This window comes from Methylophilus sp. E2MeOHC9 (genome assembly GCF_058744375.1).
This window is the reverse complement of sequence record NZ_CP196024.1, coordinates 2,515,328-2,537,051: the sequence shown is the minus strand read 5'-3', so window position 1 is coordinate 2,537,051 and position 21,724 is coordinate 2,515,328. Positions and strand designations below refer to the sequence as shown.

Sequence of the window (21,724 nt, the reverse complement as noted above, 5' to 3'; positions counted from 1 at the left end):
CATCCGCTTGCATTGCTGAAATGATGCGTAGACCGTCATATGGGGTTTGAGATGAAAAAAGTGCTAATCGTGCAGATACTGCTGATGTGGATAGGGCTCAGCCATGCGGCAGATGAAGTGAAAGATGTCTGGCTCAGCGATGACAAAGGCTGCAAGTTCTATGCACGCTTTAAACAGCCACTGGATAGCATAGAGTGGGCCGGCGATTGTAAAGATGGCTACCTGGACGGGGTAGGGGTGCTCAAGGTGTTTGAGGACGGCATCCACAAAACCACCTATAGCGGCCCTTTTATACAGGGCAAGCTGATAGGCAAGGGGGTGATTGAATATTTTAACGGTCGCAACCACGGCGTACGCCTGGAGGCGGTTTTTTTCAATAACCTGCCGCATGGCCCCGGCATACACACTTCGCCTGACGGAAGCCGCTTTGAAGGCAACTTTGAAAAAGGCTGCCCGCAGGCAGGTGTCACCAGCTGGCCAAACGGCGTTCGTTACGAAGGCGAGTATAAAAATTGCCACGTGCCGACTGAGGTGGCGAAGTCAGCGGTCATCACCTTTATCAAGCCTGGTGTTTACCCTGCCACCTTGAGCAAATATGGCAGCCAAGGCAAAGTTTTGGTGGCTATGGATGTGACTGAGAGCAACCAGTTAAAAAGCATTGAAGTGATTCAATCGAATCACCCCTTGTTCGAACAGTCTGCTATCCGTAGCCTCAAGCAGGCAACGGTAAAAGCCGCCCTGGTCCAGGGGCAGCCTGTGCCTACGCCTATCGTGCATTCTTTCCCATTCAGGCTTAGCGGCCTGCCCGATAATCTTCCTTCGCAGAATCCTTATCCTAAAAAAGCCAGCACTACAGAGCCGGAGATGTTGCAATACGATTATCCGCCAGCAGACAAACTGGTCGCGCCGCTGGTTTATCCACTCGAGTTACTCAAGGATCATGTGCGAGGCACGGCGACCGTGACTGTGGTGATAGACCCTGCAGGCTCCCCCAAACAACTGAATGTCGTTGAAAGTTCAGAACCGGCATTTGGCCAGGCACTCAAGGCCATGCTTGCATCCTCCACTTTTTTCCAGGCGCGCAAGAATAAACAGTTCTCCTGGTCGGCTTTCAACATCAAAAGGATATTCACCCAGCACGGCACGCATGACATCGCCATTAGTGAGCATGGTCTGCGCATATTGGACGAGTTGAGAAAATCCCAGCCTGCTATTGCGCCGGTCACCAGCCTGGATCATGCGCCTAAACCTTTTTACACTCCGCCGCCGGTGTATCCGCCCGAGCTGGCTGATAAAGGCGTGACCGGTACTGTGCTGGTCGAGTTTTATATCGATAAAGAAGGCTCGCTGCAGTTTCCGCACGCACTGAAAAACAACAACGAAGAGCTGGCCTGGCTGGCGCTCACGGCGGTCGCCCGCTGGCAGTTTTATCCGCCGCTGGTCAAGGGCGTGGCGGTAGATGCCGTGGTGACGGTACCAGTGGCATTCAATCTGAACAATTAAGCTTTTTCCTGGCGCCAGCAGCGCAAAGTATTGATGCTGATTAGTAACATTCAACTGTTGCAAGCCCATCAGCGCTTTGCTCATAGTCAAACAGCGCAAAATTGGTTGATGAGTGCAGTGTCATGTAATACATTGATTTTTATAGGGTATTTAAATTTCTTTGCATTTGGCATATTTCCTGCAGATATACATACTGATTTGTTAAGTTGATGCACTGTTGAACAAGCGATTGTTTCAAAACGTGTGCATAACGGTGTGGCAAGGTCATGTAAGTCAGATCCTGATTGCTGACACCAGGTTAACAAACAAGCAGTCACCAATCGCTGTTGATAACAGTGTCATACCGGTTGGTCGGTCACTACAAATTTTAATTAATCAAAGGAATGTATTATGAGTAATCAACAACAGCTTCCTGACAATACGCTCTGGTTCACCCGTTGTGCGGGCAATGGCCAGGGCGGTGTACCTACGGCTTCCGGCATTGCGTTCAATCTTGGCTGGTTGCAGGATGAATTCACCAAAGACAATGTCCGCCTGCGCGCTTTGCAGGATGATGACAGTGCCGATTTCAGGCATCACCATTATGATCATGGCTTGCAAACCCTGATCCGCGAAGGCGGCAACTTGTTTGCCATCCCAGCCAAAGCGCAAGGCGCTGATACCGTGCTGATCGGCCTGACCTGGATCGAAGAATCACAGTCCATTATCGTCCGCCCGGATTCCAATATCCGCAAGCCGGAAGACCTGAAAGGCAAACGCCTGGCATTGCCTGGCTACAATGCTAAAGATATCACTGAAAACAAACGTGGCCGTACCATCACGCGCCACAGCAGCCTGCATGGCTACAAAGGCGCACTGGCCTCAGTCGGCCTGACGCTGGATGATGTCCAGCTGGTCGAAGTCGGCCAAAACGAAGTCAGTGCCACCGGCCGTCGCTACGGTGGCTGGCAAGCCAGTTTTAATGCCTTGCTGGCAGGCAAAGTCGATGCCATTTATGTCAAGGGTGCTGCTGCCCAGGATGGCGCGCGCGATCAAGGCCTGGTAGTGGGTATCGACCTGGACACCTTGCCGGAAAAACGTTTCCGCGTGAACAACGGTACGCCACGCCCCGTGACCGTCCATCGTTACCTGCTGGAAAATCATTACGATGTGGTGGTGCGTTTCCTGACCCAGACATTACGTGCTGCGGAATGGGCGAAAACCAACCTGGCCGGTGTGCATGAGATCCTGCAAAACGAAACTGGCGGTACGGCGGAAGGCGTGGCTGCGGCTTATCGCAATGGCTTCCATCTTTCACTGGCGCCCGATCTGTCCGCAGAACGCCTGGAGTTGTTCCGTCAGCAGAAAGACTTTTTGCTGAGCTATGGCATCCTGGATAAAGACTTTGATTTTGATGCCTGGGTAGACCACAGACCTATCCAAGATGCGCAAAAAGCCTTGCAAGCATTACTTGCCAATGAGCAGGGCGGCAAGCTGGCGGCGTAATTATCATGTGGAGCCAGTGCACAAGCACGCTCCACAACCATTTTTATCTGGAGTAAGCATGGCTTTTACTATTGATGCTGTCGCACAACAGGTGCGCAATTTTTTGCTGGAAGACAACGGTCCGGCAGGTCGCGAGCGTGTCCGCGTTTATTTGCAGGACGTGGTCTCCGACCAGGCATTTGCAAGCGAATACTTGGATGATGCACAACCACAACGCCGGGTATTGTACGAAGATGCTGATCTTGGCTTTGCCATCTTGGGGCATGTTTTCAAGGAAGCCAGGAAAGCACCACCGCATGACCATGGTATTTCCTGGGCGATTTATGGTCAGGTAGCAGGCGTCACTACCATGGATGGCTGGGATGTGATTGAACCCGGCGAGCCAGGTAAACAAGGCACGGTCAAGCTGCGTGATTCCATTGAACTCAAACCTGGCAATGTGCGCGTCTATAACGAAAATGAGATCCACTCACCCAGACGTGACGGCCCGGCCAAATTGATCAGGATTGAAGGCAACCCCAGCCAGAATCCCCCCGGACGCGTCTGGCAGCCAGTACAATAAAGTCGCAGGCAAACAACTTCAATTGTATAAAAGGATAAAACGATGTCAGAGCATATCTATAAAGTGGTTGAACTGGTAGGTTCGTCTACCGTGAGCAGTGATGATGCGATCAAGAATGCGATTGAACGCGCAGCAAAAACGCTGAATCACCTCAACTGGTTTGAAGTGGTAGAAACGCGTGGGCATATTGCAGATGGCAAGTTAGCGCATTTCCAGGTCACGATTAAAGTCGGGTTCAGAATCGAAGACTAAAACAACAAAATCCAGTGTAGTGCTTGAACGGTCCGGGCCTGTACCCCGGACCTTTTTTTTGTCCAAGTTATTTTATTTAGGTTTTAGACGTATTCAATATACGATTTTTCAGCGCAGGAGACAATTCAACTTTAGTGTTTATCCCTGCCTAAAGCCTTCACAAAGTCTGTCGCAAACGCTGCTGTTAAATGGCTGGTTGTATCGCCGGCTTAGCCGTGGTCACCAATCACAATCGCCGCTCTGGCCGGGCCGCCAGCATGTGCCAGAAAACCATACAGCGTATTGATATTACACGCTGAGTCAGCATCGCCAGCTATCCAGAGCGAGGGCCTGCGTTCGCTGGCGAGGTCAGGGTAAAGCTGGTCAGCGGTGAATCCTTCTTTGCTGCACACTGGCGTGAGCTGTAAGATGCCTTTTAAAGTGGGGTCATTACGCAGGATCTGCCAGGCAATCACGGTGCCACGCGATTTTCCGCCGATGATAATGGCTTTAGGATCTACGTGTTTGTCAGCTTTAGCGAGGGCGATGACGGTAGAAAAATCTTCGATCTCGGGTGTGCGGTCGGTGTCGGAAGGTTTGCTGTTTTTGTCTTTGACATAAAATGCCCATTCAAACCGATAGACGGCGATATTGTTTTTTAACAGTTCGCGTTCGACGACTTCATTGATTTTTTGTTTCATGGTACCAGTGCCTGGCCCCAGGATGACGGTGGTAAACGGCCCCGGACCTTCAGGCAAGTTAGCGACCACAGTGATGGGTGCGCCGCGAGGCGTAGTCACCGTAACCGGTTCAGCGGCCTGTGCGGACAGGCTGGTTAACATGAGGGCTGCGATCAATAATGGGATGGACAAGCGCATGAAGTTATTCCGTCATTAGATGAAAGGCCCGGGTGTGACGCCGGACCTTTGGGTGTTATTTATTCGGTTGCGGTGTGAGGCGTAAATAAGGCTTCACTGCCTTGAACCCTTTGGGGAACTTGGTTTTGAGCACCTCTGGATCAGTGATGGAGGGCAGGATCACCACGTCCTGGCCGTCTTCCCAGTTTGCTGGCGTGGCCACGCTGTGGTATTCGGTCAATTGCAATGAATCAATCACGCGCAACAGTTCATTGAAGTTACGGCCAGTGCTGGCAGGGTAGGTGAGTGTCAGCCGGATTTTCTTGTTCGGGTCTATCACAAACACTGATCTGACCGTGGCGGTTGCGCTGGCATTCGGGTGTATCAGGTCATACAACTCAGACACTTTACGGTCAGCATCCGCAATAATGGGGAAGTTGACTTCGGTAGACTGGGTCTCGTTGATATCTTTGATCCAGCCATGGTGTGACTCTACCGGGTCGACTGACAGGGCAATCGCTTTCACATTGCGCTTTTTGAACTCACCTGCCAGTTTGGCGGTGGCGCCCAGTTCGGTAGTGCACACCGGCGTGTAATCGGCCGGATGGGAGAAAAATATGGCCCAGCTATCGCCCAGCCACTCGTGAAATGAGAGCGGGCCTATGCTGGAATCTTGTGTGAAATCAGGGGCGATATCACCTAATCTTAAACTCATCGTAATGCTCCTTAGAATGTAGTTTTTTGTATGAATGGGGATGCCGTTGCTTAGGCATGACAGTGCGCCTGGTGCAATGCCAGGCCACCCTTGTTCAGGATCAGCTCGACATGGCTGAACCCGCCAGCGATCAAGGCGGATTGTTGCTCAGCGACGGACATATAAAGCTCAGTGTTCTGCATGCCACCGTCATCGGTATGGTGGTCGCAGAGTAAATAATAACCATCGCTCTGTAACAGGCTTTTTACCTGTTGGTGCAAGGTGCTGGCGCGGGTTTTGTGGCGCAATTCATGCACGGCTTGCATGGTGACAACGATATCAAACACGCCTAACCCTTGCGACCAGTCGGGTGTGAGAAAGTCTCTTTCCAGAAAATGGATATGTTCACTACCCAGGCCCACGCGTTTCCTGGCCAGCGCATGCATGGCGGCAGAAAAATCCAGCGCCACGTATTGGCTTTTCGGCAATGCCTGCAATAAAAAATCGGCAAGAAAGCCTGGCCCTGAACCTAGTTCGAGAATACGTACGGCGCCAGTCGGGAAATGCTTGAGGATAGTGTCGGCAAAAGCCTGGAAAAATTCGGGACGCCATGGGCGTTTGGCCAGGGCAGACTGTGCCCAGTCTGCAGCAGTGGCAGGGTCTTTTAAATCGATAGGGCTGGGGATCTGTATCATTCTTTGTCTGTTAAAAGTAAAAGTGGCAGGTGCCAAGGCGCACCTTGAGCAACTGCCACATGAGTGCTAAAAATTAAGCAGCTTTTTTATTCAGGCGTTGCACTTCAGCCAATGCTGATGGGTCTATCCAGGCCTGAACATCAAAATCTTCCTTGATGAAGCCCCATTCCAGCAGGAAGTTTTTATAACCTTCCAGCGCTGCGATGGATTCAGGGTTCAGGTCTGTGCCCTGGTGCAGATGCACGTCCTGGCCATAGGCTTTACGTACCCATTCATCAGTAGAACCGGATTCTTTGGCAATGTAAGCCACGGTTTCCGCTTCATGCTTGGCAGCCCAGTCAGACACTTCTACGATCTGGCTTAAGAAACGCACTACCAGGTCAGGGCGGTCACGCAGCAAAGCGGCATCCACTGTGATTGGGCGTGGCGCGCCATTGTTGGCGCGGACTTTTGGGTCCGGATGCTGACGCACATCGTAGACAATCGTCACGCCATGCTCATTGGCGCTTTCATAACCGCGGGCACCTTTAACGAAAATCGCATCTACCTCGCCGTTTTTCAGGGCGGCATATTCCGCAGCGTAAGCAGCACGCTTGCCTGATTGCCAGCCTATGGTTGGTGGTTGTTTTTCAACTGCAACATCAACCAGCTCGACATCTTTAGGTGTCAGGCCACCGACTTCCAGCGTCACCACAATGCCACGCAAAGCGCTGGCACGTTGATGGTCAATGCTGATCACGTGTTTTGGCACCGCAATGCGTTTGCCTTTCAGGTCAGCTGGTGTGGTAATGCCTGAGTTTGGCAGGGTGACGATCAGTTGCGCTTCATCTACCCAGTTCAAACCGATCACTTTAGTATCCGTGCCTCTGGATTTTGCCCAGATGGCCGGTACGTTACCGCCCTGGCGGAAAGAGTGTGGCAAGCGGTGATCGTAATGTGACTCCAGCAATTCCGGGTCTTGCGTTTCTTGCAAGGTGTTGATGGTAATACCATCTTGTGCAAATTCCTGGCTGATCCAGCCTTCACGTGCAGCCAGTCCCAATGGGGTAGGCACCGGGCAGCGTGTGTACCAAATGCTATCAATCTTGTCTTGTGCAGACATATCATCTCTCCTGATGAGTTAAATTAGTTTGGAACTAGCTATATTGCAGGAAGCATGCCAGTCTATTTCATTATTAATAATCAATGAGATAGGCTATTTTTGACTTCCTGCAAGCCAGTTTCTTGTTTATCCAGCAACATCCGTCCCAGGGCAACTGTTGTTCTGCCAGCATCAGGCAGTCACGCTCGCCTCCGAGGCTTCCTGGTAGGCTTTATACAATCCGGAATAATGGCCATGCAGCGCAATCAGTTCGCTATGCGAGCCTTTTTCAACGATCTGGCCATCCCTGATCACGGCAATCGCATCGGCATCGCGGATAGTCGACAGCCTGTGGGCGATGATGATGGCAGTGCGGCCTTCACTTAATCGCCTGAATGCGTTCTGGATCTTTCTTTCCGTGTGCAGGTCCACCGCAGAAGTGGCTTCGTCCAGCACCAGAATGGCCGGGTCAGCCAGGTATGCCCTGACGATGCACACCAGTTGCCGTTGACCATGGCTCAGGAAAGCACCCAACGGGCCGACTTCGGTGTAATAACCTTGTGGCAATCTTTCCAGGATCTCATCAGCACCTAGTTCTTTTACCGCTTGAATCAGTGTTTCGTCTGAGGCTTCAGGCGCGGCCAGGCGCAGGTTATCCAGCACGCTGCCACTGAACAGTACGTTATCCTGTAACACCAGGCCTACCTTACGGCGTAACACGGTTTGCTGGTAATCTTTGACGTTGACACCATCGACCAGCACTTCACCTTGGTTGACTTCATAAAAACGCGTTAATAACTGGACGATGGTACTTTTGCCATGACCGGTCGGGCCGACGATCGCCAATACCTGGCCTGCCGGAATCTCAAGGTTTAGCCCCTGTATCACCAGTTTGGCGGCATCCGGGTTGTATTTGAAATGCACATTGTTGAATGCGACATGTCCACTCACTGGTGGCAGCTGTGGCTGCGGCGGGTCAACAATCTCAGGCTCGGTGTCCAGCAGCAAAAAGATACGCTGCGCTGAAGATGCGCCGGTGGAATAACGTTCAAACAAGTCATTCAACTCCTGCAACGGGCCTAAGAACAATTGCACGTAAAACAGGCTTTGCGCAATCTGGCCAACGGTTAATTCCTGTTCGACAATACCAAGCGCGCCAGTGCCAAGCAAAAACGCCATGCCTACAGTGCTCAATATCTGGGTGAAGGGCAAAAACCAGCTGGTGCGGATGTTGCCTTTGATCAGCGTGGTGTTGAAGTCATGCAACAGGCTGCGGTAACGGTGCGCGTTATCCGCTTCGGTCACGGTTTGCTTGATGATGCGCACACCAGAGACGGTTTCCACCAGGTGTGCGGTAAATCGCGCCCTGGCTTCAGCGACTTTGGCCCAGTTTTTTTCTGAGATGCGTTTGAATAACCATGTGGCGGCAAACAAGGCCGGCACGATGCTCGCTAAAGCGAGTAGCAGCTTGGGTGAAATCCACCATAAGGCGACGGCCGCTACGACAAAGCGTAGCAGGGCAGATAATAGCTCTGGTGGCCCCTGGATCAGCAATGGCTCCAGTGCGTCGATATCGCGGTCAGCACGCGAGATAATACGGCCCGCTTTGGTTTGGTCAAAATAGCGCATGCTCAGGTGTTGCAGGTGCGCGAACACCTGCACGCGCAAGCTGTTGAGGATGTGCACCGCGGCACTGCCGGACAGGTATTGCGATAGCCCGGAAATACCAAAACGCACTATCCAGCTCACGGCCATGCCTATGCTCATCCAGGTCAGCAATGGCGTATTGAGCAGCACGCCTTGCGCCGTCTGGATAAAACCGTTGTCTATCACCTCGCGCAAAAACCACGGCCGGATGAAAATCACGCCCACCAGTACCGCTTCAAGCAAAATAACGGTGGAGACTTGTTTCCATACCTGCTTTAACAGCGGTAACAGGCGCCAGAACATATTGCGGTCCAGGCTTTTTTTTGCGAGCGCCTGTTCGAGCTCGATATCATTGAGTGCGCGTTCTTGTCTTAACTTTTCAGCCATGTTGAACTCCAACTAAATCCCGGTAAGCCCAGCTAGCGCCAGAAGAAGAGTCTGCCTTGATCAGCGACTCATGCGTGCCTTCTGCAATAATCTTTCCTTCAGAAAGCATGGCGACACGGTCGGCCAGCAGAATGGTGGAAAGTTTGCTGGCGATGATCAGCACGGTGATGTTTTTACCGGTGTGCTCGCGCAAATGGCGGATATTGTCTAATACCGTGCGTTCGGTGATCGCATCCAGCGCACTGGTGGAATCATCCAGCACCAGGATAGAAGGCTCAGACAAAAATGCCCTCGCCAGGCTGATGCGCTGGCGTTGGCCACCAGACAGGGTAATGCCGCGATCACCAATCTTGGTGTGCAGGCCATCACTGAGCTTTTCCAGCACTTCGCCAGCAGCGGCAAGGTGCAGCGCTTCTAGCAGTTCTTCATCGGTCGCGTTTGGTTTTGCCAGGCGTAAATTGGCAGCCAGCGTGTCAGAAAACAAAAAGCTTTCCTGCGGCACCACATGTACCAGTTTGCGTAGTTGATGCAGGTCCAGCGTCTTCACATCATGCCAGCCAGCCCAGGCGGAGCCGATTTCGACGCTGCCTTGTGCGGCATCCAGCAGGCGCGGGAGTAAGCCTGCCAGCGAGCTTTTGCCGGCACCGGTGGCACCGACGATGGCGATGGTTTCGCCGGGGCTGACTTCCAGGCTGCAATGCTGGAGGATCGCTTTGTCGCTGTTGGGCGCTTTGGTGGTGATATCCAGCAAGCGAAAGCCCAGTGCCTGTGGTTGTATCTCTACCTTGCCGGAAAGGATTTTCGGTTGTTCATCCAGCAGTTCCCAGATTCTGGCGGCGGACGCACGTGCATCGGCAAATACCTGCATGACCCTGCCTATGCCTTCCACCCTGAATACCAGCGCGTTGGCGATCAATAATGCAGCCACCAGCTGGCCGACATTCAATGCGCCTTTGCTGACCAGGTAAGCGCCCAGGGCTAAGATCCATACCTGGCTGAAGCCGATCACAATCTGCGGTAAGGGGATTCTTTTTGCGGCGTAAGCCAATGCGGCGCGTGCATGCGTGACAAAGGTATTCACCAGGCCGGTAAAATGCAGTGTGCGTTGTGTTTCCAGGCCAAAAGCCTTGATCACGCGGATGCCGTTCACCCCTTCGCTGAGCTCCTGGTTGACCTGGTCATAGGCGTTGCCCACTTCACGATCAAGCAACACCAGTGCATTGGTGTGCTTGATAAACAGCAGCATGCCGGCGACGACCAGCAGCAGCGTGCCTATGCCTATCAGCGGGTGGTAAATACTGAGCACGGTCACCGAGATCAATACCCAGATGGTGGCTTCGAACACCTGGCGCCAGAAGTTAATCAGCGCATCGCGCACTTTGTCGGCATCGCGAGTGGTACGCGTGACGATCTCGCCTATGCCATGTTGCCAGTGATAGGCGAGGTCCAGCCTTTGCACCTGATACAGAATGCGCTCACGCAATATGTACAGTAGTTCCTGGCCGATGATCAGCGACATCACGCCGCCTATGTATTGCAATACCGCCCGGCCAATAGCGACGCCGATCAACAGCGTGAGCCAATAGCGGGCGTTAGAAAAGTCGAGTATGCCCTGGGCATTACGCGTAATGAATTCGCCGATATGTATCGATTGGATCACCTGGCCAACCAGCCATAATTGCCAGGCCATGCCGGCATTCACCAAAATGAATAGCAGGGCAGTGATGCTGAATTGCCATGGCATGTACGCGTACAGTGTCAGGCATCGTATGAGTGGGTGTGTGCGCTGGAAATGAGCAAAGCGTGACGCGGCTTGCGTCTGCCCCTCGATTTCGGTCTCTATGTAGGACTTCAACAGGCGCTCCTTTAAGAATGGTCTATATCAAAAAACGCCAGAACACACGAGGTGCCCTGGCGCTATCACTAGGGTAAAGCGATTAGAATGCAGCGGTGAATGAAGCACCGACAATTCTGACCCCGCCCTGGATGACGTTGTCGCCAAAGATGTTTTGGGTTGTGCTGTATGACGGTGTTGAGTGCTGCAAGTATTCTTTGTCGAACAGGTTGTTGGCATACGCTGTCAGCGTGTACTTGTTGCCTGGTGTGACATATGAAACACGTGCATTGACGATGGTGAAGCCACCTTGCTCTAATCCAGTACGGTTAACGCCTTGAGCATCGAATCCTTGTGGCGTTACATAGTAATACTGTTGAGAAACGTAACGTGCATCTGCGCCTAAGACAACTTTGGCACCGTTATCCACGTGGAAAGTGTAGTTAGTCAGGATGTTAGCTGTCACGTTAGGTGAGCGTACCAGACGGTTACCATCAAAGTTACCACCGTTATTCAGGATTTCGGCATCTTCATACTTAGTGCTTAATAAGCCCAGGCTGCCACTGATAAACCAGTCATTGGTTGGCAATGCCTGAATTTCCAGTTCCAGACCGTAAGTCTTGGCCTTGTCCACGTTTTGCAGGTAAGACACAGTTTGACCAGCCAAAGCATTCTGCCCAACCACATTGACTTGAACATCTTGATAGTCATAGTAGAACGCAGTCGCGTTAAAGTTAAGGCGACCAGCTAACCACTCGGACTTGTAACCCACTTCATAGGAATCAAGTTCTTCCGGTTTCACCGTGTTGACAGCGGCCAGGTTGGTCGCAGCGGTGTTGAAGCCGCCGGATTTGATACCGTGCGCATATTTGAAGAAAACGCGGTCACTTGGGCTTAACTTGTATTCAGGCGTAAAGTCATAACTCCAGCGATTCCATGTGGCTGAGTCGCTGGTGTTAAACGTGCCTGAGGCTAATGTACCTGCTGGCGTAAATCCTGCACCAGATGGGATAAATGTGTTCCACCACTGAGCCAGGTTTGAGAAGCTACCATTAATACCACCAGGAGCAGTACCTCTGCGGTTTAAATCATAGTCTTTTTTCTCGCGGCTCCAGCTTAAACCTGCCGAAGTTGCAAAGTCATCGGTCCAGTTATATGTCGTGTTGCCGAATATTGAGAAACTGGTTGTTTCATGCTTAAGATCTGTTTCATTGTAGGTCACTGACGTGCCAGAGTCGGCTGTATTTGAGTTTGCAACTAGTCCGGATGGCAATTTTGCATTCTGGCTAGATAAGTCTAGCGTCTCTTTAAACAAGTGCACGCCACCCAGCCAGTTCCATTGGTCTTCACGCGGCGAAGTAATGCGGAACTCCTGTGAAACCTGGCGTGATTGACTATCTGTGTGGCTACGGGAAAATTCAAGTGGTGAGTTATCACCGTCACTTAAACCTTCGTTCTTAAAGCCTTCGAAACCTGTAATAGAAGTAAAGGCCAGTTTACCCACATTCCATTTCAGGTTCAGGTTTGCGCCCGTTTGTGAGGAATCAGTCCAGTTATCGGCGTTGGTGCTGACATCGCTATAACCTGTGCTGGGCCTGTAAGTACCACGCAACACGCCATCTGCTCGGTAGCTGTTGGTGTTAGTGATAGCACCATCGGTTTTATATTTGCGGTAATGTACGTTCAGCAATGCTTCAAAGTCATCGGTGATCTTGCCCAGCAACTGGCCGCGTAATGCGCCATCTTGCAGGCCGCCATCTTTAGTGCCTTTGTACAGATTGCGGAAACGGCCATCGGTATCTTCGTTATAGAAAGAGATACGTGCACCCAGTCTATCGTCGACCAAAGGAATATTGACGCCACCCTGAACAATCTTGTCATTGTAAGAAGCATATTCAGCTTTGACGTAATCATCTGTCTTGCCTTCTTTCAATGAAGGTTTTTGCGAGATGATATTCACTGCACCACCAGTGGTGTTCTTTCCGTATTTGGTGCCTTGTGGGCCACGCAACACTTCTACGCGCTCGAGGTCAAACAGCGGGAAACCAGTCGCGTTGGCGTTACTGATATACACATCATCCAGGTAGAAACCGATAGGGCTGGCCAGATCCTGTTGTTGTTGACCTGCGCCGATACCACGTATCCACCAGCGTGGACGGCCGTGCTGTTGACCGACCGCAGTCGCGTTTGGCACATAGTTGAAGATCTCTTGTGATGAACGGCCTACGCCTTGTTGCAGTAAGTCTTTGCCCTTGAGCACCGTGATCGGTGTGGCGATCTTTTGCGCGTTTTCTTTACGTCTGTTTGCAGTCACGGTCACACTACCGAGTGAAGATTCTTGTGCCTGGGTTTCTTCAGCAGGTTTGTTGGATTCAGCACTGACTGCAGTTTCTGAAACTTGCGCTTCCTGGCCTTCAACGACTTTTTCCTCTTCGGCAGCCCAGGCCGGGTTCAGTGCCAGTGACCCTGCAAAGGCACTCAGCACGGCGACTTTAACCGTTCTTAATTTCCATAGATTTCTCGGCTGTTCTGCGCCGATACTGTGACTCGTTCTTTTCATAATGTTCCCTTGAGTTTGAGATGAAGCACTTATAAAAGTGTTGCAAGCTCAAGGGCATGAATCATGCCAATCAAAATATAGTTTGTTAACTATATGATTTAAATGAATTTTATAAATTAATCAGCAATGGTTTGTAAACGATGAATTGTTTTGTCAGCAACATTACACGGGATAACTGTTTTGCCGGAATGTTGCTGAATAAACACTTTTAAGAAATGTTTACGGCTTTTTCAAACGACAATCTCGGCCCGCGTTTCTGGGTCGATTCCTGATCAAGATAGCCGATATTCAACAGCAAAAAAGCCTTGTATTGACCGTCGGGGAAAAACGTCGCATCGATCTGGTCAGGGTTAAAACCGGACATGGGGCCGACCGATAATCCGAGTGCGCGCGCTGCGATAATCAGGTAGCCGGCTTGTAGTGCCGCGTTGAGTTTAGCGGTTGGTTCTATCCAGGCCGGGGATTTCTCAAAAAAGCTGCGCGCATCATAGGCAGGAAACTGCTCGGTCAGTTCATGATGAAACTGCGTGTCATAGGCCACGATCAGGTTGATCGGCGCTGCCAGGGTTTTCTCGCGATTGGCGGAAGACACATGCGCGACCAGTTTCTCTTTTTGTGCCTGGCTGCGAATAAACAGGTACCTGGCCGGCTGTGCGTTAAAGCCGGTCGGGCCAAGTTTGGCTAACTCGTATAACTGATGGATGACTTCATCTGAAACACTGGCATTACTAAAGTGATGTTCAGTGTGTGCTTCGGTGAACAGTTGTTTCAGGGTGTTTTCTGCGAGTGCTGGCATGGCGATTCTTTCTGTGGATTGAGATTGAGTTTGTGGAAGGGTGTGAGCAAATGGCATACCAGCCTGTTTACCGGGTTTTTTGTTGCGGCAGCAACAAAACAGGCGCTTGCTGTTGCCAGGCCAGCAGCAAGATGTTGATGCATACGCTTGCTTTTTCATTCAAGACAGAGAGCTGCCAGCCAGCAATATTCATTAAATATCAATCACATACCTGATGCATCAGCCTGGGTAAAAACGGCTACAAAAGAGTTGGCATGCCGTTTGCCAATGTATTGATGTTTATACAGTTCACATTCAGGCAAGATTAAAGGGGTAGGGTATGAGTCAACATTCTTCAGTCTCGAATCAGTCAGTCAATTTATGGTACACCCGCTGCGGCGCGGCAACGGCTTCCGCACTGGCTATCCGTCAACAATGGTTACAGCAGGAATTCGCAGGCAATGGCACGCAGTTGCATTCATTGCGTGATTCTGAAAGCCTGGAAGTCAGGAATTCGCATTTCCACCACAAACAGTCCGGCATGTTCAGGGAAGGCGGCAATATTCCGCCTATCTGGGCTAAAGGCCAGGGGCACGATACCGTGGTGGTGGGCATCACCTGGCTGGATGAATATCAGGGCATCATTGTGCGCGAAGACAGTGGCATTCATTCCGTCACGGATCTTAAAGGCAAGCGCGTTGGTATCCCTAACCATGCGGATGCCGTGATTGATTTCCAGCGCGGTGCCGCGCAGCACGGGTTTGCGACTGCCTTTGAATTGTATGGCCTGGTGCCTGCCGATGCGAAATGGGTAGATATCGCTGCCCCAAGCTATGACCTGACCGACGGCCCAAGACGTGAGCGCTCCGAATACAAGCATGTTGAACTCGAAGCGCTGAATGATGGCCGCGTCGATGCGATTTTTGTGCGCTTTGCCCGCGGTGTGCGCCTGGCGAATACGCCTGGCTACCGTCAGCTGATCAATATTAATGAGCATCATGACCCGTTTGTACGCGTCAACAATGGCACGCCAAGGCCCGTCACTGTTGATCGCGCTTTCCTGCAGAAACATCCGGATGTGGTGGATCGTTACCTGGCGGTATTGTTGCGTACTGCCGCCTGGGCAGCCACCCATCCGCAAGAAGTGGTGCAACTGCTGGCACCAGAAAACCAGAGTAGCAGTGAAGCCGAAGTGATTGCCTCTCACGGTGCCAATGTACACCTGTCGTTTACACCTGCGCTGAGCAACCAGTATGTCAAAGGGCTGGAGATCCAGAAGAATTTCCTGCGTGACTGGGGCTATGTGAAACAGGATTTTGATATCCAGGACTGGATAGACCCGGCACCGCTGGCCAGGGCAGCACAACTGGTCAAGCAACAACCCGAATTTACCGTTTTTGCGGCAGCGCAAGCTGCATAACCATCTTAAAAAGGAGACTTATCATGAGCGATACTTTTACCGAAGCAGAATTAGTGAAGTATGTGGAGCAGGCTAAGGCCGATGCTTTGCATTCCTTCAACTTTTTGAAAGAAACCGGCACTTTGTCTGCCACCTGGACTTACCACATCACACATAAGATCCCAGGCCAGGACAAGCTGCTGAACATCCGTTTCCCATGGCCATGGGAAAGATCACGTGACCCGGTGGTCAGCATCGATACTTTCTCTGAAAAGAAAGACCATATCTTGCAAGAGTCACGCATTGATGCGGATACCGTGATCCACGCACACACGCCATACCTGGCGGCGTGGTCACTGGCACAAATCAATTTCCCTATCCTGTACGTGGCTGCACAACGTCATTTGCTGGCTCGCGAGATCCCTAACCACCTGGATCGCACCCGCAGCATCCTGTCTATTATTTCCGAGCGCCTGGATAACCACCCTGAACTGGCACCACCGCCAGCATTGCTGGAATCAAACGGCGGCGCCAATATCTGGGGTAAAGGCATTATCGGCACCTCACAACTGGTGTTGCTGATCGAAGAAGCGGCACGCTTCCAGTCATTGGCTGAACAAGTTGGCGGTGCCAAAGACTACACGCCTGGCGCACTGGAAGTGCAGTGGAAACGTACTGGCCTGGTAGAAAAAGCCAAGCAGTACACAGGCCGTTTTATTGCTGATCTGTTAAAAACAGAAGACAAACAAAAGGCAGCTTAACGCCATACGTTGGTGAAGTTTTTACCTTATGTCGGGGCAAGTTTTTCTTGCGCCCGACTTTTTATTGAAAGTGTTGATGATGAGTCAAAGCAAAAAAAGACAATTAGCCCTGAATGTATTTTTGTTACGTTATGGACACCACCCGGCGGGCTGGTTACACCCGACCTGGACTGAAAACGGGCGTCCTGACCTGCAATGGTGGATACGTGCAGCAAAAATTGCCGAGGCGGCTAAGTTTGATACTTTTTTTGTGGCTGACTTTATCGGCCGTTCAGGCGTGATCGATAAACAATCAGTCAAAAATCCGAACAACTTTCATTTTGAGCCGTTCACACTGCTTTCAGCCATTGCTGCGCAAACCAAGGATATTGGCCTGGTAGCCACGGTGAATACCAATTTTTCTGACCCTTACAATGTCGCACGCCAATTCACTTCGCTGGATCATTTGAGTGGCGGCCGTGCCGGTTGGAATGTGGTCTCATCCCTCAATCTAGTGACAGCCAAAAACTTTGGTATCGAAGCTCCTATCACCCATGAAGAACGCTATGAGCGTGCCAGCGAATTTATCCAGTTGACCAAAGCGCTGTGGGATAGCTGGGATGACGATGCTTTCGATCATCCTAACCGCCAGAGCGGCCAGTTTTATGACCCGGCTTCTGGGCATCCGGTCGATTTCAAAGGTGAATACTTCAAATCAGAAGGCCTGTTGGATTTCCCTAGACCTATCCAGGGCTACCCGGTATTTGTACAGGCAGGCAACTCGGAAACGGGGCGTGAATTTGCTGCGCGTGAAGCCGAGATGACTTATAGCTCCGCTACGTCACTTGACGTCGCTAAAGCTTATTACGCCGACGTGAAATCACGCATGGCGAAATATGGCAGGGACGAAGACCAACTGAAGATCACCCCTGGCCTCAATGTGGTGGTCGCCGAGACTGATCAGGAAGCACAGGACAAATACGGCGAGCTGCAAGCCCTGGTCGATTTCTCTGAGCTGGAATTCGGCGGGCAGGATTTGACCAAGTATCCACTGGATGGCCCATTGCCTGACCTGGATTATGACCCGGGCGAAAATGGCCGTGGCCGTTTCCAGCAACAACTCGAACTCGCCAGACGCGAAAACCTGACTATACGCCAGCTGGTACTTAAATTCCGCGTGGCGCGTGGCCATTTGCAAGCGATTGGCTCTGCGAAATCGGTGGCCGATACCATAGAGCAATGGTTTGTGGAAAAAGGGGCTGATGGCTTTAACGTGGTACCGCCATACTCTATCAAAGGCCTGGAAGACTTTACTCGCCTGGTAGTGCCTGAGTTGCAACGCCGCCGCATATTCCGCAAAGAATATGAAGGCAAAACCTACCGCGAGAACCTTGGCTTGAATCGGCCGCAAAACCCGAATACGCCTGTTGCGGGCAAGCTCAAAACAGGTTCTTGATCCATCTGACTTAAGTCTTTAACGCGATGTCTCTGACGCGATGAAAGTGCATATCACTGGTGCTTCAGGCAGTGGAACGACTACCCTTGGGCAGGCGTTAGCGCAGGCACTTTCCTCGCGCCATCTGGATGCAGATCACTATTTCTGGCAACCGACTACGCCACCGTATCAGGAAAAACGTGCCCAAGCCGACAGGCTGGCGTTGTTGAATGCAGATATGCAGTCCGCACCTGACGTTGTGGTATCCGGTTCTGTAGTTGGTTGGGGGCAGGAGATTGAAGATGCATTCGATCTGATTGTGTTTTTGTACCTCCCGGCGAGCATTCGCATTGAACGGCTGCGCCAGCGTGAAATCACTATGTATGGCGCGGTCAATCCCGAATTTCTAGCTTGGGCGGCACAATATGATGAAGGCCCCGCCGAAGGACGCAGCCTGGCCAAACATGAAGCGTGGCTAGCCAGGCGCACCTGCCCGGTATTACGGCTTGAGCAGGATATCTCTGTTCAGGCGCGCCTGGGCCAGGCCATCAATGCCATCAATCAGTTACCATCCAGCCAGTCTGCATGAATACCCATATAAATTAAAACTACATCAGGAACAACCATGGCCAGCACTCCCCGCCAACTTATTTTAAATGTCTTTTTCCAACGGTTCGGGCACCATCCTGCCGGATGGCGCCACCCTAGCTCCAAAGATGATGGCAGGCCTAACCTTGCCTGGTGGCTGCGCGCCGCCAGGCTGGCCGAAGATGCCAAGTTCCATACTTTTTTCCTCGCCGATTTTATCGGGCGCTCGGCAGCGGTAGATCAGCAAACCGGCCGCAGTGGCCTTAGCTACCAGTTCGAGCCGTTAACCCTGCTGTCTGCCATTGCCACGCATACACAACATATCGGCCTGGTTGGCACCGTCAATATCAACTTTTCTGATCCCTATAACATCGCGCGTGAATTCACTTCGCTGGATCATTTAAGCGGTGGCCGTGCAGGTTGGAATATCGTGTCTTCATTTAACGAAGCCACTGCCAAAAACTTCGGCATTGCCGCCGCACGTGGGCATGACGAAAGATACGCAAGGGCGGCAGAGTTCCTGGACCTGACTAAAGCGTTGTGGGATAGTTGGGATGATGATGCTTTTGATGCCCCAGACCAGCAAACCGGCGTCTATTTCCAGCCGGAAACTGCCCACCCGGTCAACAAGCAGGGCGTGTATTACAAATCGGAAGGTTTGCTGGATTTTCCACGGCCTATCCAGGGCTATCCGGTCTTTGTGCAAGCAGGCAACTCTGATACCGGGCGTGAATTTGCTGCCCAACATGCAGAAATGACATATTGTTCTGCCACCTCACTCAAAGTAGCACAGGAATACTATGCCGATGTCAAAGGACGAATGGCGAAATATGGCCGTGACCCTGATCAATTGAAGATTTCCCCAGGATTGTCTGTCGTTGTCGGCGAGTCTGACCAAGAGGCGCAGGATAAGTTTGGCGAATTGCAATCGGCTGTCGATTTCAGTCATATTGAATTCGGTGGTTATGATTTAAGCCAGTATCCGCTCGATGAGCCTTTGCCCGATTTACCATACCAGCCTTCTGAAAACGGCAAAGGCCGTTTCCTGCAACAACTGGAACTGGCACGCCGGGAAAACCTGACCATACGCCAACTGGTGCTTAAGTTCCGCGTAGCGCGTGGGCATTTGCAAGCCATCGGTTCGGTAAAATCGGTTGCCGACCTGATAGAAGAGTGGTTTGTTGAAAAAGGCGCGGACGGCTTTAACGTTGTGCCGCCTTTGCTGCCACAAGGGTTTGAAGACTTCACCCGACTAGTAGTGCCTGAATTACAGCGCCGGGGTATTTTCCGCAAAGAATACCAGCAGGGCACCTATAGAGATAATCTTGGATTGAACCGTCCAGCCAACCCGAATAGCAAATGATGAAATCAGCAGCCAAACACACGATAGCGTTCGTCATATTCGATTGCGACGGCGTATTAGTTGATAGCGAGCCGATTTCAAACCGTGTATTCATGGAGGCACTGAATCAGGCGGGCGTGCCGATTACCCTCAGCGAGTTGTTTGAAAACTATGTCGGGCTTTCGCTAGCGCAAGGCTTGGCCCTGATTAACCAGAAGTACGGTACCTTGCTGGACGAGAATTTTTTAATCGCCTATAGAGTGTTACGCGATGTCGCATTGGCAGCAGAAATCAAGGCGATTGCGGGCGTAGAGGATGTCATCAGGCAGTTAACCGTGCCATATTGTGTCGCCTCGAATAGCGAAGCCAGCAAGGTAGAGAAAATGCTCAGTTTAACCGGGCTGCTTCCATACTTTGATGGGCGTATCTTCAGCGCTGCTGACCTGGGTAAACCCAAACCAGCACCGGATATTTACTTGAAAATCGCCGCGCAGTTTGAGGTGAACCTGGCGGATTGCCTGGTGATTGAAGATACAGCAACCGGTGTCAGGGCAGGGGTTGCGGCTGGTATGAAGGTCATAGGCTATTCCGCCACGACTTCTGAACAGGCATTGACTGAAGCCGGGGCCTTGCAAGTGTTTAAAGCAATGCCTGATATACAAAAAGCACTCACTGAGTATTTAGTAAACACGGAGTTAAGTGACTGAGCGCGGTGAAATGCAACCCAGCAATTCGCCCGACTAGACATTACTGACGTGTTTCCTTCATTTGATAAAGGATCCATGCATGTCTGATACAAAACCACAACGTTATAACAACACCGCCATCCTGCTGCACTGGGCATTGGCGATTTTAATTATCGGGCTATTGATCATCGGTTATTTCATGCCCGATTTACCCAAGACGCCGCTGCGCAAACTGATTTACAACACGCATAAATCCTTCGGTTTAATCGTGTTCTCGCTGGTGCTGTTCAGGATCTACTGGCGGCTGAGTTCCGCTGTGCCAGAGCATGTGCCCGGCTCGCCATTGCAGGTAAAACTAGCCCATTATGCGCATATTTTTATTTATGCCCTGATTCTTGTGGTGCCAGGGGTAGGGCTGCTGGCCAGCTCGTTCAATCATGGCTTTAATTTATTTGTATTCCACTGGGAGCCATTGTTTGCGGTGGATAAAGAATTGGCGCATGCCATCATGGGCTGGCATGGGGTCACCGCCTATGTGCTGGCAGGGTTGCTGGCTTTGCATGTGGCAGCCTTTGCCTGGCACCAGTTTGTGCAAAAAGATGGCTTGATCCGCAGGATATGGTTTGGGGTAGCGCAATAAGCTGTCACAGCGTAACCGGCTGTGTGTTGCTTAAATGCATAGCTGCTGATTGTGGGATTGCCTTTCGCCTGTAGGCTAGTCACTTTTCCTTGCTTGTCAAAACTGTCGGGCCTCACCGTGTGAGTGATGCACTGTCTGTGAATTTCTAGTCGGTATTTCTTTGGATGGTTAGGTGATCTGTTTCGGCATTTTATTTCGCCTCTAGGCGAGTGTCTTTTCTTTGCGTGCCCAAAGAAAAGACACCAAAAGAAAGGGCACCCTAGCTTCCGCTTGATTCCTGCGTTGCTCGTCAAAATAAGCGGTCGCGAAACTCGCCCTAGCGGCCTGCACAGAACGCAGGCCACCGCGGAACTCAGACAGTCGCTCCCTTCCTCCTTATTTTGACTCCGCTACTCGGCGCGTCAGATAGGGGACCCGAAAAGACACTGCGCGGTGAGTGAGGTGAGACTCTTAATATGGCATCCCGCTCGACCAGCGAATAAAACAAATCAAAAGCTAAGCAGAAAGATTGTTGGCGGGTTGTTCTTAGATTACACAACTGCTGAGCGCCCTCAACCCATTGCAGTTAACTGAAGTTTCATCG

General features: G+C 51.4%; 20 protein-coding genes. 11 read left to right on the top strand and 9 right to left on the bottom strand.

What is annotated here, in order from left to right; genetic code table 11:
- The first annotated feature begins 51 nt into the window (after positions 1 to 51).
- From ACSSVF_RS12215 to ACSSVF_RS12200, 4 genes are all read left to right on the top strand, one after another.
- Complete coding sequence (locus ACSSVF_RS12215; RefSeq protein ID WP_492403758.1) at positions 52 to 1,503, top strand: TonB family protein; 1,452 nt, start codon at positions 52 to 54, stop codon at positions 1,501 to 1,503.
- Positions 1,504 to 1,893: 390 nt separating this feature from the next.
- Positions 1,894 to 2,988, top strand: coding sequence for an ABC transporter substrate-binding protein (locus tag ACSSVF_RS12210; protein WP_492403756.1), 1,095 nt, complete (start codon positions 1,894 to 1,896; stop codon positions 2,986 to 2,988).
- Between the two features lie 58 nt (positions 2,989 to 3,046).
- Complete coding sequence (locus ACSSVF_RS12205) at positions 3,047 to 3,550, top strand: hypothetical protein (RefSeq protein ID WP_492403755.1); 504 nt, start codon at positions 3,047 to 3,049, stop codon at positions 3,548 to 3,550.
- 42 nt (positions 3,551 to 3,592) lie between these two features.
- Entirely contained in the window at positions 3,593 to 3,802 is a 210-nt protein-coding gene (locus ACSSVF_RS12200) for a dodecin (protein ID WP_379030282.1), read from the top strand.
- A gap of 209 nt (positions 3,803 to 4,011) precedes the next feature.
- Here ACSSVF_RS12200 and ACSSVF_RS12195 read toward each other — a convergent pair whose 3' ends face one another.
- From ACSSVF_RS12195 to ACSSVF_RS12155, 9 genes are all read right to left on the bottom strand, one after another.
- Entirely contained in the window at positions 4,012 to 4,659 is a 648-nt protein-coding gene (locus ACSSVF_RS12195; RefSeq protein ID WP_492403752.1) for an alpha/beta family hydrolase, read from the bottom strand.
- Between the two features lie 55 nt (positions 4,660 to 4,714).
- A complete protein-coding gene (locus tag ACSSVF_RS12190; RefSeq protein ID WP_492403751.1) occupies positions 4,715 to 5,353 on the bottom strand; it encodes a peroxiredoxin in 639 nt (212 codons plus the stop codon).
- Positions 5,354 to 5,403: 50 nt separating this feature from the next.
- A complete protein-coding gene (locus ACSSVF_RS12185) occupies positions 5,404 to 6,027 on the bottom strand; it encodes a class I SAM-dependent methyltransferase (protein ID WP_492403749.1) in 624 nt (207 codons plus the stop codon).
- Between the two features lie 73 nt (positions 6,028 to 6,100).
- Positions 6,101 to 7,129 (bottom strand): ABC transporter substrate-binding protein, encoded by a 1,029-nt coding sequence (locus ACSSVF_RS12180; RefSeq protein WP_492403747.1) that lies wholly within the window; start codon positions 7,127 to 7,129, stop codon positions 6,101 to 6,103.
- 171 nt (positions 7,130 to 7,300) lie between these two features.
- Entirely contained in the window at positions 7,301 to 9,142 is a 1,842-nt protein-coding gene (locus ACSSVF_RS12175) for an ABC transporter ATP-binding protein (protein WP_492403745.1), read from the bottom strand.
- A complete protein-coding gene (locus ACSSVF_RS12170; protein WP_492403743.1) occupies positions 9,135 to 10,997 on the bottom strand; it encodes an ABC transporter ATP-binding protein in 1,863 nt (620 codons plus the stop codon). Before ACSSVF_RS12170 ends, ACSSVF_RS12175 begins: the two co-directional genes overlap by 8 nt.
- Before the next feature lie 82 nt (positions 10,998 to 11,079).
- Positions 11,080 to 13,536: a TonB-dependent receptor gene (locus ACSSVF_RS12165; RefSeq protein WP_492403741.1), complete on the bottom strand. Its 2,457-nt coding sequence runs from the start codon at positions 13,534 to 13,536 to the stop codon at positions 11,080 to 11,082.
- Between the two features lie 208 nt (positions 13,537 to 13,744).
- Positions 13,745 to 14,332 carry a malonic semialdehyde reductase gene (locus ACSSVF_RS12160; RefSeq protein ID WP_492403740.1) on the bottom strand — a complete coding sequence of 196 codons (588 nt, stop codon included), beginning with the start codon at positions 14,330 to 14,332 and terminating at the stop codon, positions 13,745 to 13,747.
- A 67-nt stretch (positions 14,333 to 14,399) separates the two neighbouring features.
- On the bottom strand, positions 14,400 to 14,525 hold the full coding sequence (locus ACSSVF_RS12155; protein ID WP_492403739.1) for a hypothetical protein: 126 nt from the start codon (positions 14,523 to 14,525) through the stop codon (positions 14,400 to 14,402).
- Positions 14,526 to 14,651: 126 nt separating this feature from the next.
- On the opposite strand from ACSSVF_RS12155, the gene ACSSVF_RS12150 reads away from it, so the two are divergent.
- From ACSSVF_RS12150 to ACSSVF_RS12120, 7 genes are all read left to right on the top strand, one after another.
- On the top strand, positions 14,652 to 15,731 hold the full coding sequence (locus ACSSVF_RS12150; protein ID WP_492403737.1) for an ABC transporter substrate-binding protein: 1,080 nt from the start codon (positions 14,652 to 14,654) through the stop codon (positions 15,729 to 15,731).
- Between the two features lie 23 nt (positions 15,732 to 15,754).
- Positions 15,755 to 16,471, top strand: coding sequence for a class II aldolase/adducin family protein (locus ACSSVF_RS12145; RefSeq protein WP_444701673.1), 717 nt, complete (start codon positions 15,755 to 15,757; stop codon positions 16,469 to 16,471).
- A gap of 76 nt (positions 16,472 to 16,547) precedes the next feature.
- Positions 16,548 to 17,906, top strand: coding sequence for an LLM class flavin-dependent oxidoreductase (locus ACSSVF_RS12140; RefSeq protein ID WP_492403736.1), 1,359 nt, complete (start codon positions 16,548 to 16,550; stop codon positions 17,904 to 17,906).
- Positions 17,907 to 17,946: 40 nt separating this feature from the next.
- Positions 17,947 to 18,474: an AAA family ATPase gene (locus ACSSVF_RS12135; protein WP_492403735.1), complete on the top strand. Its 528-nt coding sequence runs from the start codon at positions 17,947 to 17,949 to the stop codon at positions 18,472 to 18,474.
- A 36-nt stretch (positions 18,475 to 18,510) separates the two neighbouring features.
- Complete coding sequence (locus ACSSVF_RS12130; protein ID WP_492403733.1) at positions 18,511 to 19,836, top strand: LLM class flavin-dependent oxidoreductase; 1,326 nt, start codon at positions 18,511 to 18,513, stop codon at positions 19,834 to 19,836.
- Complete coding sequence (locus ACSSVF_RS12125) at positions 19,833 to 20,522, top strand: HAD family hydrolase (RefSeq protein ID WP_492403732.1); 690 nt, start codon at positions 19,833 to 19,835, stop codon at positions 20,520 to 20,522. Before ACSSVF_RS12130 ends, ACSSVF_RS12125 begins: the two co-directional genes overlap by 4 nt.
- Positions 20,523 to 20,601: 79 nt before the next feature.
- On the top strand, positions 20,602 to 21,141 hold the full coding sequence (locus ACSSVF_RS12120; protein ID WP_492403730.1) for a cytochrome b: 540 nt from the start codon (positions 20,602 to 20,604) through the stop codon (positions 21,139 to 21,141).
- Positions 21,142 to 21,724 lie beyond the last annotated feature (583 nt).